At 31.9% G+C, this 17,759-nt stretch carries 19 protein-coding genes, 1 tRNA gene and 1 pseudogene; 15 read left to right on the forward strand and 6 right to left on the reverse strand.

The features are described 5' to 3' along the window. Positions 1–269: 269 nt before the first annotated feature. The 6 genes and pseudogenes from AB3H93_RS07710 to AB3H93_RS07735 all read left to right on the forward strand — a co-directional run bounded on the left by AB3H93_RS07710 (position 270) and on the right by AB3H93_RS07735 (position 7,470). The gene (locus AB3H93_RS07710) at positions 270–4,355 is read left to right on the forward strand and encodes a hypothetical protein (protein WP_368020389.1); all 4,086 of its coding nucleotides are present in this window, start codon (positions 270–272) and stop codon (positions 4,353–4,355) included. A 486-nt stretch (positions 4,356–4,841) separates the two neighbouring features. Next, positions 4,842–5,018: pseudogene (locus AB3H93_RS07715) on the forward strand (metal-sulfur cluster assembly factor); the annotation flags it as partial. Between the two features lie 272 nt (positions 5,019–5,290). Next, on the forward strand, positions 5,291–5,569 hold the full coding sequence (locus tag AB3H93_RS07720) for a DUF2089 family protein (RefSeq protein WP_368020390.1): 279 nt from the start codon (positions 5,291–5,293) through the stop codon (positions 5,567–5,569). Continuing rightward, positions 5,562–5,852 (forward strand): hypothetical protein, encoded by a 291-nt coding sequence (locus tag AB3H93_RS07725; RefSeq protein WP_034700666.1) that lies wholly within the window; start codon positions 5,562–5,564, stop codon positions 5,850–5,852. The genes AB3H93_RS07720 and AB3H93_RS07725 overlap by 8 nt, the downstream gene beginning before the upstream one ends. Before the next feature lie 238 nt (positions 5,853–6,090). Next, positions 6,091–6,912, forward strand: a complete 822-nt coding sequence (locus AB3H93_RS07730; RefSeq protein WP_368020391.1) for a class I SAM-dependent methyltransferase — start codon at positions 6,091–6,093, stop codon at positions 6,910–6,912. Between the two features lie 21 nt (positions 6,913–6,933). After that, positions 6,934–7,470 (forward strand): ClbS/DfsB family four-helix bundle protein, encoded by a 537-nt coding sequence (locus AB3H93_RS07735; protein WP_181914945.1) that lies wholly within the window; start codon positions 6,934–6,936, stop codon positions 7,468–7,470. A 66-nt stretch (positions 7,471–7,536) separates the two neighbouring features. Here the strand turns inward: AB3H93_RS07735 and AB3H93_RS07740 are convergent, their stop codons facing one another. Beyond that, positions 7,537–8,154 carry a LysM peptidoglycan-binding domain-containing protein gene (locus AB3H93_RS07740; RefSeq protein WP_010737411.1) on the reverse strand — a complete coding sequence of 206 codons (618 nt, stop codon included), beginning with the start codon at positions 8,152–8,154 and terminating at the stop codon, positions 7,537–7,539. 343 nt (positions 8,155–8,497) lie between these two features. Here AB3H93_RS07740 and AB3H93_RS07745 point away from each other — a divergent pair, with 343 nt between their 5' ends. The 3 genes from AB3H93_RS07745 to AB3H93_RS07755 all read left to right on the forward strand — a co-directional run bounded on the left by AB3H93_RS07745 (position 8,498) and on the right by AB3H93_RS07755 (position 9,546). Then, a complete protein-coding gene (locus tag AB3H93_RS07745) occupies positions 8,498–8,932 on the forward strand; it encodes a universal stress protein (RefSeq protein WP_010719320.1) in 435 nt (144 codons plus the stop codon). A gap of 12 nt (positions 8,933–8,944) precedes the next feature. Next, positions 8,945–9,247, forward strand: a complete 303-nt coding sequence (locus AB3H93_RS07750) for a hypothetical protein (RefSeq protein ID WP_181914946.1) — start codon at positions 8,945–8,947, stop codon at positions 9,245–9,247. A gap of 107 nt (positions 9,248–9,354) precedes the next feature. Next, the gene (locus AB3H93_RS07755) at positions 9,355–9,546 is read left to right on the forward strand and encodes a hypothetical protein (RefSeq protein WP_010719318.1); all 192 of its coding nucleotides are present in this window, start codon (positions 9,355–9,357) and stop codon (positions 9,544–9,546) included. 80 nt (positions 9,547–9,626) lie between these two features. Here the strand turns inward: AB3H93_RS07755 and AB3H93_RS07760 are convergent, their stop codons facing one another. Next, on the reverse strand, positions 9,627–9,884 hold the full coding sequence (locus AB3H93_RS07760) for a glucose uptake protein (protein ID WP_088775783.1): 258 nt from the start codon (positions 9,882–9,884) through the stop codon (positions 9,627–9,629). A 163-nt stretch (positions 9,885–10,047) separates the two neighbouring features. On the opposite strand from AB3H93_RS07760, the gene AB3H93_RS07765 reads away from it, so the two are divergent. From AB3H93_RS07765 to AB3H93_RS07775, 3 genes are all read left to right on the forward strand, one after another. Beyond that, entirely contained in the window at positions 10,048–10,311 is a 264-nt protein-coding gene (locus AB3H93_RS07765; protein ID WP_010737474.1) for a hypothetical protein, read from the forward strand. An 18-nt stretch (positions 10,312–10,329) separates the two neighbouring features. Then, a complete protein-coding gene (locus AB3H93_RS07770; protein WP_368020392.1) occupies positions 10,330–10,518 on the forward strand; it encodes a hypothetical protein in 189 nt (62 codons plus the stop codon). Positions 10,519–10,743: 225 nt separating this feature from the next. Continuing rightward, positions 10,744–11,115, forward strand: a complete 372-nt coding sequence (locus AB3H93_RS07775; protein ID WP_053766359.1) for a YxeA family protein — start codon at positions 10,744–10,746, stop codon at positions 11,113–11,115. Between the two features lie 77 nt (positions 11,116–11,192). Here AB3H93_RS07775 and AB3H93_RS07780 read toward each other — a convergent pair. The 3 genes from AB3H93_RS07780 to AB3H93_RS07790 form a co-directional block, all read right to left on the reverse strand. Then, positions 11,193–11,265: transfer RNA gene (locus AB3H93_RS07780), tRNA-Gln, on the reverse strand. 45 nt (positions 11,266–11,310) lie between these two features. Further along, positions 11,311–11,730, reverse strand: coding sequence for a hypothetical protein (locus AB3H93_RS07785; protein WP_010737477.1), 420 nt, complete (start codon positions 11,728–11,730; stop codon positions 11,311–11,313). A gap of 58 nt (positions 11,731–11,788) precedes the next feature. Continuing rightward, entirely contained in the window at positions 11,789–12,520 is a 732-nt protein-coding gene (locus AB3H93_RS07790) for a C39 family peptidase (protein WP_034700662.1), read from the reverse strand. A gap of 345 nt (positions 12,521–12,865) precedes the next feature. Here AB3H93_RS07790 and AB3H93_RS07795 point away from each other — a divergent pair, with 345 nt between their 5' ends. From AB3H93_RS07795 to AB3H93_RS07805, 3 genes are all read left to right on the forward strand, one after another. Next, positions 12,866–13,063, forward strand: coding sequence for a hypothetical protein (locus AB3H93_RS07795; protein WP_010719311.1), 198 nt, complete (start codon positions 12,866–12,868; stop codon positions 13,061–13,063). A 109-nt stretch (positions 13,064–13,172) separates the two neighbouring features. Then, positions 13,173–13,661, forward strand: a complete 489-nt coding sequence (locus AB3H93_RS07800) for a hypothetical protein (RefSeq protein ID WP_010719310.1) — start codon at positions 13,173–13,175, stop codon at positions 13,659–13,661. Between the two features lie 395 nt (positions 13,662–14,056). Continuing rightward, positions 14,057–16,513, forward strand: a complete 2,457-nt coding sequence (locus AB3H93_RS07805) for a phosphatidylglycerol lysyltransferase domain-containing protein (RefSeq protein ID WP_230845949.1) — start codon at positions 14,057–14,059, stop codon at positions 16,511–16,513. A gap of 555 nt (positions 16,514–17,068) precedes the next feature. On the opposite strand, the gene AB3H93_RS07810 is transcribed toward AB3H93_RS07805, so the two are convergent. Continuing rightward, entirely contained in the window at positions 17,069–17,665 is a 597-nt protein-coding gene (locus tag AB3H93_RS07810; RefSeq protein WP_010719308.1) for a nitroreductase family protein, read from the reverse strand. Positions 17,666–17,759: the final 94 nt, after the last annotated feature.

A 17,759-nucleotide genomic window follows, 5' to 3' on the forward strand; every position in this document is an offset into this window, starting at 1 on the left:
CATTGGTTACAGCAAACTTGTAATTCTGTCGACACCCGTAAAACCCTTGAGAAATTAAGGAGTTTTTAAGGGGGATTTTGTAAGTTGTTTTTATCTGAAATTTTGAGATAAAAGCGAATCATAATGTGTAGGTTGCAGATTTTTTTCAAATCTAATACTTTAAGATGATAACTGAATTTATTGAATCATAGTTTTGCTTTTTAAGAATAAAATATAGTGTGTTTGTTTCGAAGCGTAACTATAAGCTATAATATTATTGATAATTAGATATGGAAGAAGTGAAGGCAGTGATTTATGGGTTGTTTATGATGGGTATAATAATTATTATGCTCTTGTTTTTTAATCAAAAGATTATTCAAATATTGAAAAGTAAGACTAATACAGTAATAAATAAATTAAAAAATATTTGGATCAGGATACTTAATCGATTAAGTGCGTTGTTGCGTATAGGTTCAAATAAAATTGAGAATAGAATAAATGATAGTAGTTTTATCCAAGATAGTCTGTCACCCAAACTTCTTACAGACGAAGAATTAAATAGGATAAATCCATATATTAAAAGAATAGTTGATGGGGTTAGAAATCCGGATATTACTAATATCGCATTAATGGGCAGTTATGGTTCAGGAAAGAGTACGATAATAAAGAATTTTGAATTTCTTTATCCTAATTATAAAGTTTTGAATTTATCATTGGGTTCCTATTCTAAACAAGAATTGGAAAACCAAGATGCGAATGCAGAGGAAATTGATAATATTGATGATTTGAATGAAAAATTAGAAAATAGTTTGGTAAAACAAATGATTTATAGAGAAAAAAATTCTAAGTTACCATATTCACGTTTCAAAAAAATCAATCATATTTCGAGTAGAAAAAAATTTTTATTATACTTCCTTTTTTTGGCATCATTGATAAGCTTTTTCTATTTAAAAGATTACCTAAATTTTAAAGAAATAATATTGAGTAATGTCGAAGGAATCGCCAGTAAAACAGAGTCTCTTGATTTGATTTTGTATTGTGTCCTATTAGCCAGCATTAGTATTTTATTTTTTCAAGTTTTTCAGACCGTTTTGAAACAATTCAAACTTTCAAAACTAAACTTTGCTAATGTTTCAATTGAAGAGGACAAAAATAATTTTTCTTATTTTAACAAATATATAGATGAGATTTTATATTATTTTGAAACGAATAAGTTCGATGTGGTGGTTATAGAAGATGTTGACAGATTTAAAAGCATTAGAGTATTTGAACACTTAAAAGAACTTAATTTACTTCTGAATAATTCAAAACAAATTAATCGGAAAATTACTTTTGTATATGCGGTTAAAGAAGATATATTTTCAAATTCAAAAGAAGAAATTGAGGAACATGAATCAGAAATTAGAACGAAGTTTTTTGAGCTAATTATTCCGATAATACCAGTCGTAGATACGTTTAATTCTAGGGAATATTTAGTACCTATGATGAAAGAGAAGTCAGATGGGAAATTAAGTGGAAGATTTAAGAACTTTTTGAAAGACATTTCCTTATACATTTCAGATTTAAGGTTGTTGACAAATATCGTTAATGAGTTTTTTACTTATTTAGATATACATGGAAGTTTATCAGGGAGCATGAACAAAGAAGCTTTATTTTCAATAATAGCGTTAAAAAATCTAGTTCCTTCTGCATTTACAGAATTACAAAAGTCACAAGGTTTTATTTATGAAATAATCGTTCAGGGTAAATTTGATGATGAATTAATTAAAGAAGTAAACGAAGAGTTAACAATAATTGAAGCTGAATTCAAAAAAATCGAGGAACAAATAAATGTAGATAAGTTATCTGAAATAAAGAAGTTCTTATTTGACCAAGGAATCTCGATAATCGATGGTATATTGCTCGATGGGAAATATAGAAATCTAGAGGATTTAGATATGACAATTATTGATAGTATCTTAGAAAACCATGAAGAAAATATTAATTTCAATTTGTGGAAACGTGGAGTCTTCAATATTTCAAAATCTAGATTTAAACAGATATTACAAGAACAAGATTCAATTTTAATAGTAAGAAGAGAGAAAAAACAGGAAGAGTACGATTTAAAGAGAGATGAATTAAATAATTTTAGCAGAGCATCTTTGAAACAAAAATTAAAAATGTATCCTAATTTAGTGGGATTAATATATGTAGAAATGACAAAGGGAAAATACGACAATAAAGATAAGGATTTTATTCTGTATATTTTATCAAATGGTTATTTAGCCGAAGACTACTCAACATATTTATCAATTTTTTATGAAAGAAGTATGACTATTGATGATAAAAATTTATTAGTTAAATTGAAATCTAATCAAAGCGTTGAATTCAATGAAAAACTTGATAATCCAGAAGGATTTGTTAGTGAACTTTTACCACAAGATTTTGAAAAGCAGGGAGTACTTAATATCAATATTTTGAAGTACTTATTTTCTAATAGCTTTAAAGACCAACATAAGATTCGTGAAGCAGTTTTAGAAAAAATATTTATTCAAGAAGAAGCTATATATTTAGAAAATTTGAAAATAATTTTAGCTGAAGATAAATTGAATATCTCTAATTTAGTTTTTGAATTATTAAGAAAATATTCGAATGATTTTATAGAAAAATGCAATGCTTCAGAAAAGACCCGATTGATTGATTTGATTTTTTATGCTTGTTTAGGTGATATAACTCTATATTATGGGAAAGATAGTAGAAAGAATCAATTGTTACAGGTATTAAGTAAGTATAAGTCAGTTTATGAAGGTAATGAAGATGCGGCTGACTATGCATTCTTAATAAGAGACAATATTTTAAATAGACCTAATTTCTTTATAGAAATTGAAGAGTATGTAGAGCCTAGTACCATGATGGAAGTCTTATCTGAACATAATGAAGAGGCAATTGAATCTGCAAAAATCTATTTTAATGAGATAGAATTAGATAACTTGTCTAAAGAACAATACAATAAATTTATTCAATATGATTTGTATAGATATGATAAAGATATGTTTTCTAAAATTTTAAACTACAAAAATTCAGATGAATTAAAAGCGGTCTCTTACGCAAATATATTAAATTCTAAGATAGATAATTTAATCAGAAATACGAATATGAACTTATATCATTTTGTAGATGAAGTTCTATTTTCATTAAACGAACTATCTGAAACCGAGGGAAGTTTTTTAAGTTTATTAAATTCCCCAAAACTTAATAAACCAGATATTAAAACAAACCTAATAGATAAATCAAATGTTACAATAGAAAAAATTAAACAAGTAACGGATTCCTCTCTTTGGGCAACATTATTAGAGAAGAGAAAATGTAGTATCACATGGGAAAATATAGAAGACTATTATGAAAATGTAGACATTGATTTGTCTGTTATGAACTCAATATTCACTAATCAGAATGAAGTGACTTCTCTTAAAAAACAATATGATAAATCTGATTCAAAAGATAAATTAAAAGTCTTGCTTAAAAGGATGGTTGATAATAAAGCGATAGGTATTACAGAGGATAATATTGAATTACTAGGAGTTACAACCTATGATGCAGGCAATCTTTCAAGTCAAAGCACTCATATTTTAGCTAGAAATAATTTAATTGATTTTAATATAGAAAATGTTAGTAAATTCAAGGAAGATGGTGTTATTGTCGAGGTAGTACTTAATCATCCTAATGACTTTCTTGAAAATTATTCTGAGATTGATTTGTCGGAAGAAGAAATGTTTTCTCTAATAATGAATTGGAAACTTGAATCAATTAAAGAGTTACTAGGTACTATTGTTAATGAAGAATCAGATGAGTTTTTCGAAAATACTAGATTAGTGGAAATTCTATTAGAAAGAGGAATTTCTTCTAATGATACACTGCTTGTAAAATTGTTTGAGAATATAGATGTTGAATACTTAAAAGAATATTTTATCTTTAACTTACAAGAAATGACATTAAGTAAATCAACAATTGAACAAACGCTAAACTTATTCTTAGAGAATGATATTACTGATTTTTCAACAGAAGAATATGATTGTATTTTTAACAATTTGTCAAATACGGAACTATTCGTTGATTTACTCAATAATCTTTTCAAAAATAAAAAGTTGAATGAGATTTCTATAAAAAATGTAACATATTGGCTGGGAACACAAAACAAACCAATCTCTGAATTGTATATTGATGAAGACGGAAAAAATAAAGTGGTTGAAATAGAAAATACGCCTCAAAATGTTGAGCTACTGAATAATTTAAAAAGAATTGGCATAGTATCTACTTTTAAAGTAATGGGAGATTCCAATATAAAGGTGAACATGCGAAGAAAAGTGCCTGAAGAGCTAAAAATAGAATTATTATGACACAGGTTTTATATTGAATAATTGAACCCAAAAATATCGAGTTAGTAGGTGTTAGAGTATGGTAAATACTTCTGATAAACATGTAATGGATTTTATTTTTCAAATGAATTCATGTTTAACATTTGAGGAATTGAACGAATGGGAGGCTAAATTATCGGACTGCTCAGATGAAATGATTGAATCTGCGTTTTTTGATAAATCAATTGATATTATTCAATTAAGTGATGAATACTTATCTAAACATTATTCAAAGACTATCTCTTTGTTGTTACGTATGTCAAAACTTCAAAATGAACTTATAAATAATAAACATAATAGTAATAAAAAGATTTCACATTTATCAAGAAAATGGACATTTAGCAACTTATGTTCAACAATTTTTATATTCTTATCTAATAAGTATAAAATCTAATTTCAGTAGTGGACTTCTTTTGTTAGTTTTTGAATAGATACTTAGATGACTATCTCTATTTATAAAAATAACAGCAGTTGACCTTAACGACGATAGGCTGTCCTTTAGCTGACATATTGACTGAATCCATCCACGACGCCTTAAAAGAAGTGCCAGAAGTAACTAAGGCAGAAGTCAAACTAGTTTGGTATCCAGCCTGGACGACGGATAAGATGAGTCGCTATGCACGAATTGCACTTGGTATCAGATAATTTTGACACGGGTTTCATATTCAACGAGTAAACAACTTTTAAACTCCTTTATCAACTTTTAGAAAAAGTTGGTGAGGGAGTTTTTGTTTTGTAAAAATTGATGCTTGATGAAGTAAAATTGTCAAAATATGAATAAATGATAACGACTTTTATCCCTTTCTCTTTTTCTATTCAAATCGTATCACAAATTTTTTATAAATCAAGTTGTGTTTTATTTTTAATAATGTTAAACTTTGTTTAATTATATTTATGTTTTGTTGGGAGGTTAATGAATGGAATGGTTTTTTAATTTAGAACCTGAGGAACAAGTATTTATTAAGAAATTTTTGTTGGCATCAGGTTCCTTAAAGCAGTTAGCAAAAGAGTATGAAGTTAGTTACCCAACAGTAAGAATAAGATTAGATAGATTAATTGAAAAAATAAAACTTTTTGATATAAAGCAAGAAGATTCTTTTGAAGTATCAATGATGCAACTCGTGATTAACGAAAAAATAAGTTTAGATGTAGCAAAAGAAATTATAAAAAAACATAGGGAGAGTATAGATGAATAATATAATACAATTTTTATTTATTGCAGGTATTATTGGGTTTCAAACTCTAAGTGGTTATATAGGGAATAAATATATGGGAGCGATCTTACCAGTGATTTTCAGTGGTTTAGTTGTTTTTATCGTTTTGACAGGTCATTTAAATCTAACATTTAGAAATATATTAATGCCTATTGTTGGTTTGATTACATTGATATGTATTTATGAAGGCGGAAAAGAATCAAAGAAAAAAAAGACAATAAAAGAAATGGAAAAAATGAAAGCAAAGGATATCTTGAATCAATAATGAGTTATTGGCTGATACACTAACTTAAACTCTTTTAACAGCTTTTAGTAAGCGTTTTCTGTTCCTGGTTTTCATGATATACTGTTTTTAAGTCAATCAAAAGGAGAATGAACATGAGAAAACAACGAGGTAGCTACTCGATATAGTGGAATGGATAGACCTATATCGAGTATGCTTTATCCAATCGACTATATCGCCGTCAACGATTATAAAATCATAATGACTGGAGCGATAAAAGATGATGGACCAATTAAAAAAAGAGTGGCTTAAAAGTGAGGAACAACAGAAAAATTTTACTGGCTGGGATTTTTCCTATTTAGATGGGAAATGGTCGTGTGAAGAGCCTCCGTGGGATTACCGAGAGCTTGTTTTAAATTATTTAACTCCAACTATGTCTCTATTAGATATGGGAACAGGTGGAGGTGAATTGTTACAAACATTTAACCATCCTTATGAACAGACAGCAGTAACGGAAGGGTATCCGCCTAATTACCAGCTATTATTACAAACACTTGACCCTCAAGGTGTAACAGTAAAATTTGTGGGGGAAGAGGACGTATTGGATTTTCCAGATGATTCATTTGATCTAGTGATCAATTCTCATGAATCTTTTGCAGTAGCTGAAGTGAAGCGTGTCTTGAAACCAGATGGGTTATTTATTTCTCAACAAGTAGGAGATTTCAACGGGTTGAATTTGGCTTCTCGTTTGATGCCAGAAGTAAGGAAAGAATGTTTTGATTTTCATCTTTCCTTAGTGAAAGCAGAACTAGAACAGCACCATTTTGATCTTTTGTTTTGTGACGAAGCCTATTTGAATCAACAATTCTTTGATATGGATAGTTTGATCTTTTATGTACGGACGATTGAATGGGAGTACCCAGGATTTACAGTTGAGAAAAATTTCAAAGAGTTATTGGGACTTTATGAAGAGTTGAAAGACATGGTACGATTTATAATTTGCAGCATCGTTTTGCTTTTGTTGCTCGTAACACAAAATAATGTACACATAAAAGTTACTACAAATCATTTTGAAATCCCTTGTGGTGAGCAGGTGATTTAGCAAAAAAGAGTGGGGTGTCATATGCGACCAAAATCAAAAGATGAATTGCTTGAAAAAGCAAACAGCCAATTCGATGATTTATGGAAATTAATTAACGGTATGAGTGAGGAAGATCGCAAGCAATCCTTTCAATTTAGTGAAGAGTTTTTGGCGAAAAAAAAGGAAGCACATTGGCGACGAGACAAAGACTTAAAAGATGTATTGATCCATTTATACGAATGGCATCAACTATTGTTACGATGGCTTGAAAGCAACTTTAACGGAGAAGAAAGAAATTTCTTGCCTGAACCGTATAATTGGCGAACCTACGGGAAGATGAATGAAGAGTTTGTAGAAAAGCATCAAACAACTTCTTTAGTGGAAGCTGAAAACGATCTGAAAAAAAGCCATGAGCAAGTAATGAAAAAATTAGACGCCTTGAGTAATGAAGAGTTATTCCAGAAAAAGCAATTTGCATGGGTGGGGAATACCACATTAGGTAGTTATTTCATTTCTGCAACTTCCAGTCACTACGAATGGGCAATCAAGAAGTTAAAACAATCTCAAAAAAATAAATGAATAGAATCAATAAAAAAGCGAAGATCCTAAAGAGGGACCTTCGCTTTTTAAACAAGCTATTTTATATTAGTACCAACCGTTTGCTTCCCAGAAAGATTTAGCTGCTTCCCATGAGCCATAACGAGAAGATACGTATTGTTCAGCAACTCGTTCTTGGTTTGCTGCTGAATAGTCACCATTTAAGTAAGAAGAATCTAATTGGTAACGTCCGATGTAACGACCGTTTGTTGCTGTATAAGAACCGCTAGATTCTTTTTGAGCGATCCATTCTTTCGCTGAGCTAGTGTTTGTTGTCGCTGGTGTTGCTTGTGCCGCTGTTTGCGTTGCCTGAGCAACTGGTTGAGCAGGTGCTGCTTGTTGAACTGGTTCTTGCTTCACTGGTTGTTCAGCCACTGTTTTTGTTTGAGCAGGCGCTTGGTAAGCTGTTTGTGTTGTTGCTGCTTGTTCGCCTGTTGGGATTGTTAATTGTTGACCTGAATAAATCAAGTTGATGTTTGAGATTGAATTTTTTTCTGCAATAGTTTGGATCAAGGAGTTATCACCAACGTATTTTTGAGAAATCGTTGATAGCGTATCACCTGATTGAACGGTATAAGCTTCGTCCGCATGTGCAGATGTTCCCATAAAGAATAGTGCGCCGGCAGTCAAAGTTGTTCCTAATAGTAATGTTTTAAGTGATTTCATGTAAGATCTCCTTCATAAATTTAAAAATAGTTTTGTTGTGTCCAACGAGGAATACTTTACCATGAGAAAATATTTCATAGGTAAAAGCTCTATGACACTTTGTAACAAAGATACGTTTTTTGTAACAAACAGATTATCATAAAATGTGAAAAACAATGAGAAAACCGTCATAAACGTTTAAAATAAACCACTAACAAGAACAATTGATGAGAAAAATAAACACTAAAAACAAGTAAAAAAAAGCTACATTTTTTGAAAATAAATACGAAATAATTGAAAACAGCGTAATTTTTTTTAAATTTAGCATGTGATGTTACAATAATAGAAACAAGGAGGCGATAACATGAGTAAGAGATATCAAAAAATAATGGTAGCTGTCGATGGGTCTAAGCAATCAGAACAAGCTTTTTTGGAAGCGCTAGATTTAGCGAAAGATAATGAAGCCGAATTATTTATCGTTTCGATCATCAATAAAGTAGAGTTGACACATAGCGCCTACGCATTTTCAAAAATCTATGCAGAAGAAAAACAGAAGATAGAAGTCGAAATGTTAAAAAAGATCCATGATGCGAAAGAATATGGGATCAATGACATCCATGCTATTGTTGAAACGGGTGACCCACGTAACTTGATTGGGACGGTGTTTCCACAACAAGAAGCGATCGATTTGATTGTCATGGGGGCTACTGGTAAAGGAGCAATCCAACAAGCTTTAGTCGGCTCTACAGCTTCTTACGTTGTTACTCATGCGCCCTGCAGTGTGTTAGTGGTCAAATAAGGAGGGGAAAGAATGGTACGTCCACAAGAGGTTACAGCTCCTAGAGAAAAAATTGAAATCCTCAAAATTTTAGAAGATGGTACGCAGACGAAAAAAGGTTATTCTGTTGCTTTAGTGAAATGGTCAGGCAAAACAGCGATTGCCTTACGCTGGGATGGTGATAGTCTGCAAGAGAAAGGATTTCCTGTCACTGTAAATGGGTACCATCCAGCTTGGTTCGTTTTGCCAGATCAATTAACAGATCTTTATAGTAGAGACTATCGGGAGTACCAAGAGTCGATCCGATTTATCACGTCAAGTGATCAAAAAGAATAGCTTATGTGCTGCGGAAGAAAGTTCATTGTGTGAAAGAATCGTAAACATTCAACATTGAGACAACCTTTTATATCAACAGGTTCCTAATAACTGAAGTAGGTGAAAAGATGAGTGCTGGTGATGTATTGAATGAAGTCAAGCAACTATGTAAAGAAAAGAAGTACGAAGAAGCAAAAATTTTGATTGAATCAAATAAAGAATTGCTAGAGGACAAATTTTCTGTTGCCCAACAGTTTATTGATTTAAAACAAGCATCAATCCTTGAACGGTTCAAATCTTTCTTTGGTGTAAATGAATGATCAAAAATGAGTGTGAAAAAGTGGTTGCTCACTTTTTTCACACTCATTTTTTGTTCGTTTATTCACAATCTATACACACACTAATCTTGTTTATTTAATAAATAAAATATCCAAAGTATCAGTATAATGACTGAAATAACTAAACTAATGACATGTCTAATTAAGACAGAAGGGATTTCCCAATGACGGAAAGAAAAGATTTGATAAGTAAAATAGATGCTTGGAAGAGAAATAAGTAAAACAGATAGTTTCTTTTTTGTCCAATTTATGTAATAGAAAAGAATACTTAGCATGATGAAAAATGGAATGTAAAAAACAAGCTGACCAATCGCAATCACGAGAGTGCCTCCCAGAATAATAATGATATCTGATACAAAATAACATTTTGTATCAAATGATGCAAGTATTTCTTTAATTGATAACCAAGAAGGACATACAAAGGTTTTTGATTAACAAGAAGTTTCTTGCTATAATTGATCCGAAAGAAAGGATGAAATTTTCATGGATCAAGTAATGTTAGAAGTCGATTTACATTTAGTAAACAATATACGTGTGATTTACTATGTGGTCAGTAATAGTGTAGAAAAAAGAGTACTTATGAATAAAATCAATGGTATTCTGACGAAAAAAGGTGTACACCAATTCAGCAGTAGCGAAGACAATTATTATAGTATACCTGTTGAAAAAGTTTTATATACAACGGTAAATGTCAGAACAGACCTAGATACAAAAGTAGATCATGAACCAATTTTTACTACGTATTGATTGTGACGGAGGAGAACAATGAATCCATACGAAGCACTTATCCAAGAATTGATTGACGGAAAAATTGAAAAAATTGAGGTCAAAAGAGAAGAGGTCATGCTTTTTCGTGAAGCGTGGCTAAAATTAGAGAATCGTAAATATGTCGTAGGTAAGGCATTATTGAACGGGAATGTAGTTTATCATTATGATACAACTAGGCTGTATTAATTACAAGAAATTAATCATATGGCAAAATTGTTGCTCATGATTTTATTATTAAAAAAACGCTTGAAATGGTTTTAGCCGTTTTGAGCGTTTTTTAATATTGAGCATTATTTAGAACAAGGGTGAGCAAAAGCTTTTGTGCCAAAGTCGGAGAAAAATCTCCAACTAGAGGCGGATGATGCCGTTTATTTTTATGGATATAATGAAATAAAAATAGGAGGTAGAAAAATGAAAGTAGTAAAAGTAGTTATTGGAACGGTATTATTTGCAGGAGTCGCATTAGTTGGCTTGAAGTTTTATACGCAAAACGCCCACGATGAGATGGCAGGTGTGGTAGACCAATTAAATCCGTTGGTAACAAAAGGAGAGGTATACGTCAAGACGAAAAAACCAGATGAAGTCAATTCATATGGAACAGCGACTTATATCCAAAAAGCTGCCGATCAAAAGGGACATAAACGAACGATTGAATTTACAGGTTTATCTATTTTAAAAGAAGGACATTATTTAAAGATCATTAATAAGGGCGCTCACGTCGAGTCATATGAAGAAGTTGACAAAAAAGAAGTACCTAAAAAAGCATTAGCTATCATTGGATAAATATAATTTTATTATGTAAACTTAAAGAGAATATAAAAAAACCAATCAGAAAACTGAGTTTCTGATTGGTTTTTTTATTGGGATGGTAGGGTTCGAACCTGCAATTGCTTGATTCAGAGTCAAGTGCCTTACCAGTTTGGCTACATCCCAATCAAACAATTTGATCATAGCACGACACAAAGAAAATGCAAGAGATTACTCTTTATCCAGCATTTTTTTGACAGTGATCATTCGTCTTTCTAACTTCTTGATTAAACCAGATGGAAGTGGGATCAAATTGGCAATTGATAATGTATTAGAAAGTAACTGAAATTCTTTTAGTGGAGCATCGATGATTCGATAGATCGTTGCCAAACGTTCGATGTATTCAAAATGTGTATAGTTTGTTTGTGAGATTAAAAATTTCAATAAATCAATCGCTTTTGCATAATCTTTCTCAGAATAATAGGCTAATGCTTGACGATAAAGTTTGATCTGTAACTCATTGAGTGAAACTGGGCTATAGCGATCCGTCCATTCCTTGACGGAAACTTTGGTTGGTGTATGACCATTTACATCACGAACGAAAATAATCGGAATTTCATTAGGATCTATTTTTTTATGAATTTTTTCCATTTCCCTCAATCCTTTCCATCATATTTAGCTAGAGTATAATGTATTTTTTATAAAAATACTAGCTTTTCTCTAAAGTCAACATTTGACCACCCATTGAGGTGAAAATTGCCTCAAAATCTTTGATTGCTACGGGTCTATTTTTTTCTCCATAAGGATCATTTACATAAATATTGTCATTGTCATAACCAGTAACTACACAGGCATGGTTTAATGGTGTCACTTTTACTTGCCCATTGTTTGTTTGCCAAGTAACGAAATCAGTATCAGTAGGCACTTGGAAATCTAAAGTAACGGAGGCCCACACAGGCTTTCCTTGTTGTAAAGCTTTCTTAATGTCATTGATTGTTGCATCGGTTTTTGGAAGAGTATGATAATCTGTTTTTACGATTGTCTGTGCCAACGAAGCGATAGGCGGGACATAGACGCCCATTGCCCAATCTCCACCGCTAATGTCCCCAACAAACCCTTCATTAGGATCGCCATGTGTACCATCAGCATTAAAAACAGGAACGTAATTCAATTGTTGAGCTAACTGGTTTTTAGAAGTCTCGTAACCATAATAAGAAAGCAGCATGGACAGTGAAGTAACTTCACAGCCATTTCCTAACGCTGGCTCGGTGAATTGGCTTTCCAAGGGGACATCAAGTAAAACTTGTTTTTTAGCATAACTACTCACTTTTTCAGTATCCTTTCCAACATTGTGTGAATGGTGAAAATAAGTGGTGGCAGAAAAAATAACGAATAATAGGACTGCCAAGAATAATATTTTTTTACCAATGAATCTTTTCATAATAATTCCCCTTTTTTCTGATATTTACATATTATAATGCTTTTTTTTAAAAATAAAATAAAAAATTTGACATGTTGTTTTCCAAATTTAAAATAAGAAGACAAAAGTCCTGAAAAATCACAGGATCAATAGCCGAATAATTTTTTTAAATTGAAAAAAATGTTTCGATTTATTGATAGTTTTTAATTGTGAAAACGAAAACAGTACGCTATAATGCCAGTAAGGTCGAAATAAATCGCAGGTCAAATAACAAATGTTTTTAGATGATGTTTATTTGAAAGAGCAATTACTGTTTGAAAAAAACAGTTACCTTATAAAAGAGCTTGGTAGTTTAGGAGGATTTTGATGACGGAAGAAATGATTAATTTAGGAGAGCAATATTCATGTAAACCGATTGGGTTTACAAAAGCAGTTATCGGAGAAGTTGTTTCAAAAATGACGAATTGTGCCGTAGTCAAAGTTGCTCAATGCGCAATGGAAGATCAAGAGTTATTAGAAGAAAAAGCAAGTATGGTTGTTGCAAAATACGAAACATTTGAATAAGAAGAAATGATTTTGGACGTACAGTAACGAAATCGGTACTGTATGTCCTTTTGCTTGTAATTTTTATTTCTTTTTCGAGTATTTGGAAAGAGAAAAGAGGTGTAGTTAGATGATTAGTATATTTACTTTACTATTATTTTTATTTGTCTTTGTTATGTGTTTGTTTTTATGGTTGGTACGTCGAGAAATCGTCTATCGAACGGTTAGAAATCGCTGGGTTTACTTAGTCGTGCCTTTTCTGGCTATCTTAGTTCTTTGGTTTACGCTGATTAGTCAACCAACTGCAGATGAATTGGCAAAAGGGGTCTTGTCAGCGCTAATTTTCATCAGCTTTTTGCTAGATAGTCGTGGTATAACAGAAGATGGGCTTGTTCTAAATAGCTTTGATAAAAAAGGTGTTCCTTTTTCTGAGATCAATAAAATCGTTTTGTATCAACCGGAAGGATCTTCCATCATAAAAATGAATTTCTTTCGTAACGGTTGGCGTGGACCCATGCTGAAATTTTCTGTATCAATGGAAGAGTTGGTCACTTTTTTAGCACAGCATTTAAATGATGATGCCGAAATTGATATTATGATTGATTCTGATCAAGAGTAAGTTACTTTAGAATAAGAACAAAGAACGATAGTGAGCGATATATGGGATGAACCTATTTCGGAGTCGCATATATAATAAGAGACTGAGGCAAGTATTAGCTCGGTCTCTTTTTTCTTTGCCTTGCAGACGCTAGATTACACAGCATTTCAAAATGATTCTTCGTATGAGAAAGAGTTTGTTTATTTATTTTTGAATCGTTGCGATCACTTTTATAATAACATTAAAAAAATTGTTTCACTAATTTGATATATATTAGCTCTATTATAATGAAAGGACTTTTAATTTTAATGAAGAGGATAAAACTCAATTTTTTCAAAATTATATTCTCACTATTCATTTTTTCGATCTCTGTTTTAAAAATAAATAGTGAACTTTCTACCATTAGGTTAAGCAAAGTGTTACAAACAATTAGTAATGAATCTATCTTAAAAATTTTCAGTTTGTTTTTAGTAGGTGCTTTAGGCATTTTCATTCTTTGTCTCTACGACTTTGCATTGATCCGAAAATTGAAGACGATGAAAATTTCTAAAATAAAACTATTAAAAATCAGCTGGATTGCCAATTCATTCAATGCAGTTTTGGGATTTGGTGGAATTTTTGGTGCCAGCGTACGTTATAATTTCTATAAAAACTATATTGACCAAAGCAGAGTAAACCAACTAAAAAAAGCGATTTCGCTATTATTGATCTCATCTATTTCTGGTGTGGGCGTATTATCTGCAATGGTGCTGCTAAATGTTTTTCCAGAAAGTCATTTATTAGAGGGAAATGATACGATCAAGATTGGTTTAATTGTCAGTGCTTGTTTGTTGCCTCTATATATCGGCTACATTAGTATCAAACCGCCACTTCCAGCTGCGAGATGGTTAGGTTTACAATTCACGATCGTATCAACGATTGATTATCTCACTTCTGGTATTGTGATGTACGTCGCGTTTCGTTTTCTTAACTTGCAGGTTCAATTCGTTGATATGGAAAGTATTTTTATTTTAGCAACGATTGCTGGAATTATTAGTATGGTACCAGGTGGTTTTGGTGCGTTTGATGTCATTTTCCTTTTAGGCGCTACACAGGAGCTGCAGATAGATAAAGAAGCAGTATTGATGGCGCTGATTCTGTATCGTTTAGCGTATTACTTCATTCCACTATTGTTTGGTTTATTGTTCAGTGTGAGTGAAGTTCAAATGCTGATTAGTCAAAAAATCAGCAATAATCAATTTACGATTCTTACGAAGGAATTTACGACAGTAGTATTTTCGATTACGCAAGCACAGATGAAGCAAATTGGAAGAACGCTCAGCACAGCCATTTTTCTATTTTGTTCATTAACATTTTTATTTGATTCATGCATTTTATTTTTTGAATATGCATATATGGGAATGAAGTCGGCTTTTTTTATTGCGCCAATTTACGTATGTCTGAGCATTTTATTACTGACAGATGTTGTAGGGATTTATAAAGGGGCGATCGATACTTGGGAAATGTTGCGTTTCAAACTGATGTTATTAGCACTTTGTCAGTTTTATCTTTTTTGGGAAGACCAAAGTTTGACAGCCCTCTTATTAACAACGGTATTATTTGTAGATACTCTATTTTATAGGAGATGGTTAGAGGTCGAAGTCATCAAACAAAGTGTTTTAGAAAAATTGATTTGGACTTTAGCATGTCTCTATGTATTTGATAGTCTAACTGAAATTTTTCCGATATTGCCTAGACAATCATTCTTTATTCTGAGTGGAACGACACTATTATTGCTTTTACTTTCTGGGCTTTGGTCAGTTATACACCGAAGAAGAAAAAGGAAATCATTAAAGCTTGATTTAAAGCTATTAGATGATGCTGAATATCGAAATTTCTTAGAACAAAATGGTGGAAATCACTTAGCTCATTTAGGTTTTTTAAAGGAAAACCGAGTTGCGTGGTGGGAAGATGTTGCAGTGATTTATCAAGAAAATAACCATTATCTCTTTATTTTAGGTGATCCAGTTGGTAAACAAGAAGCCATTTTTCCTTTTTTGAAAACTTTGGTGTCTAAAGCGAATCAATTAGGCAAACGAATTGTTTTTTATCAAGCTTCCACACAGTACCTTAGTTTTTATAATGATCTAAATTGCGAATTTTTCAAGTTAGGAGAAGAAGCAGTCATTGATTTATCTGAGTTTTCACTATCAGGGAAGAAGAAGAGAGGGTTTAGAGCAACATTAAACCAAATGGAAAAACTAGGGTATACGTTTGAAATCATCGAACCGACAATTGTTTCAGAGTCATCAGAAAGCGTGGGCTCAATTTCTTCGGAATTTTCACCAACATCACAGTTATCCCATGATCGTGAACTGTTGTCAGAATTGAAAGAAGTATCTGATCAATGGTTAAGGTCAAAAAATGAGATGACTTTTTCTGTCGGACGATTTGAGAAGGAATATTTAAATTGTGCAGCAGTTGGTATTATAAGAAATCAAGAACAAAAAATTGTTGGCTTTGTTTCCATGATGCCAACTTATACTAATGAGACCATTTCAGTCGACTTGATCCGTTGGTCTATCAGTGAAGAAGTGGCAATGATGGATGCTCTTTATTTATATTCCATCCTATGGGCTAAGGAACAAGGTTATCAAAAATTCAATTTAGGAATGGCTCCGTTCTCTTCTACTTATAAAAACACAATTAATTTAGAGAATACGTTTATTTACAGCGTCTATAATAATACTCAGTATTTGTATTCATTCAAAGGGTTAAGGAAATACAAAGAAAAATACAAGCCTCAGTGGGCTGCAAAATATCTCGTTTACGAAAATAAAACCTGGGTGTTGAAAAACTTATATGCTTGTTATAAATTAATTCATTCAAAATAATAGAAAAAGATGATAGTCGTAACAAAGCCATCAGGAAGAGGTTGAGACAAAAGTGTTTAGTATCAAGAAATAAGAAGGAATTTCCGAAAATTGACAAGAAACACAAAAACTCATTTTATTCGTTTTAGAGATACTAGAAGAGACTGAGACAACTTTTGTCCCAGTCTCCATATTATCTAATTTTTTAAGATCATTAAAGGTATCTCTAAATTTTTTAGTGAAATTTGATAGAATTTATTAATAGGCAAGTCTAATAGAACGCATGAATAGACTATTTTAAGATTTTTATGTAATTAATGTAACAAGTCCTTCTGGTTAAAGGTAGGATAAAAGAAAATTGATAAAGAGCTCAGGGCGACCTTCGCCCCGAGCTCTTTATCTTTAGTAGTTTAATATAGACAGAAATGGTATCACAGAGTGAATATTAAACCATAAGCAGACACTTTTAAGGAGTTGAAAAGCTATTTTAAAAATGTGCACTTATTGTTCAAGTTAAAGCACGCTATTCACAACCATTAAAGTATTGGGCTAAAAGTTGGTTATTACATAGAGGTTTTAGTTAAATACACGGAAACGATCTTCGTCGTTCATATATTCTTTTTCTCCAGCTGGTGTTTCTGGTGAGCCAAACACTAATTGAGAACGTAGTTTCCAATTAGATGGGATGTTCCATTCTTTAGCGACAGCTTCGTCAATTACTGGATTGTAATGTTGCAAGTTAGCTCCTAAACCTTGTTCTGTTAAGGCTACCCATGTATTTGCTGTAGCAATCCCATTTGATTGTTCTGACCAATCTGGGAAGTTGTCAGCATATAATGTAAATTGTTCTTGGAGATTTTTGATGATATCTGTATCTTTAAAGAACAAGACTGTTCCATAGCCTTTTTTGAAGCCAGCTAATTTATTTTGCGTATTTGGAAAAGCTTCAGCAGGTGTCAATGGGCGAAGAGCTTCTTCGGTCATTTCCCATAATTTTTCGTGAGCATCTCCAAAAAGAATGACTGCTCGTGTTGATTGTGCATTAAATGCAGTTGGACTTTCTTTGATTGCTTCTTTGATCAAAGCTGTTAATTCTTCATTTGATAGTGTTACGTTACGTCCTAAATCATAGATAGAACGACGGTTTTGCAAAGTTGTTGTAAATGTTGTCATGGTAAAATCTCCTTTAGTTGCGATCTGCATATTTTATGAGTACAAACGAAGTATATCACCTTACAAAAAGTAAGTGAAATAATATGCTCACAAA

Origin of the sequence: Enterococcus sp. C74 (genome assembly GCF_040887125.1) — a bacterium.
GTDB classification, from domain to species: Bacteria; Bacillota; Bacilli; order Lactobacillales; family Enterococcaceae; genus Enterococcus_B; species Enterococcus_B hirae.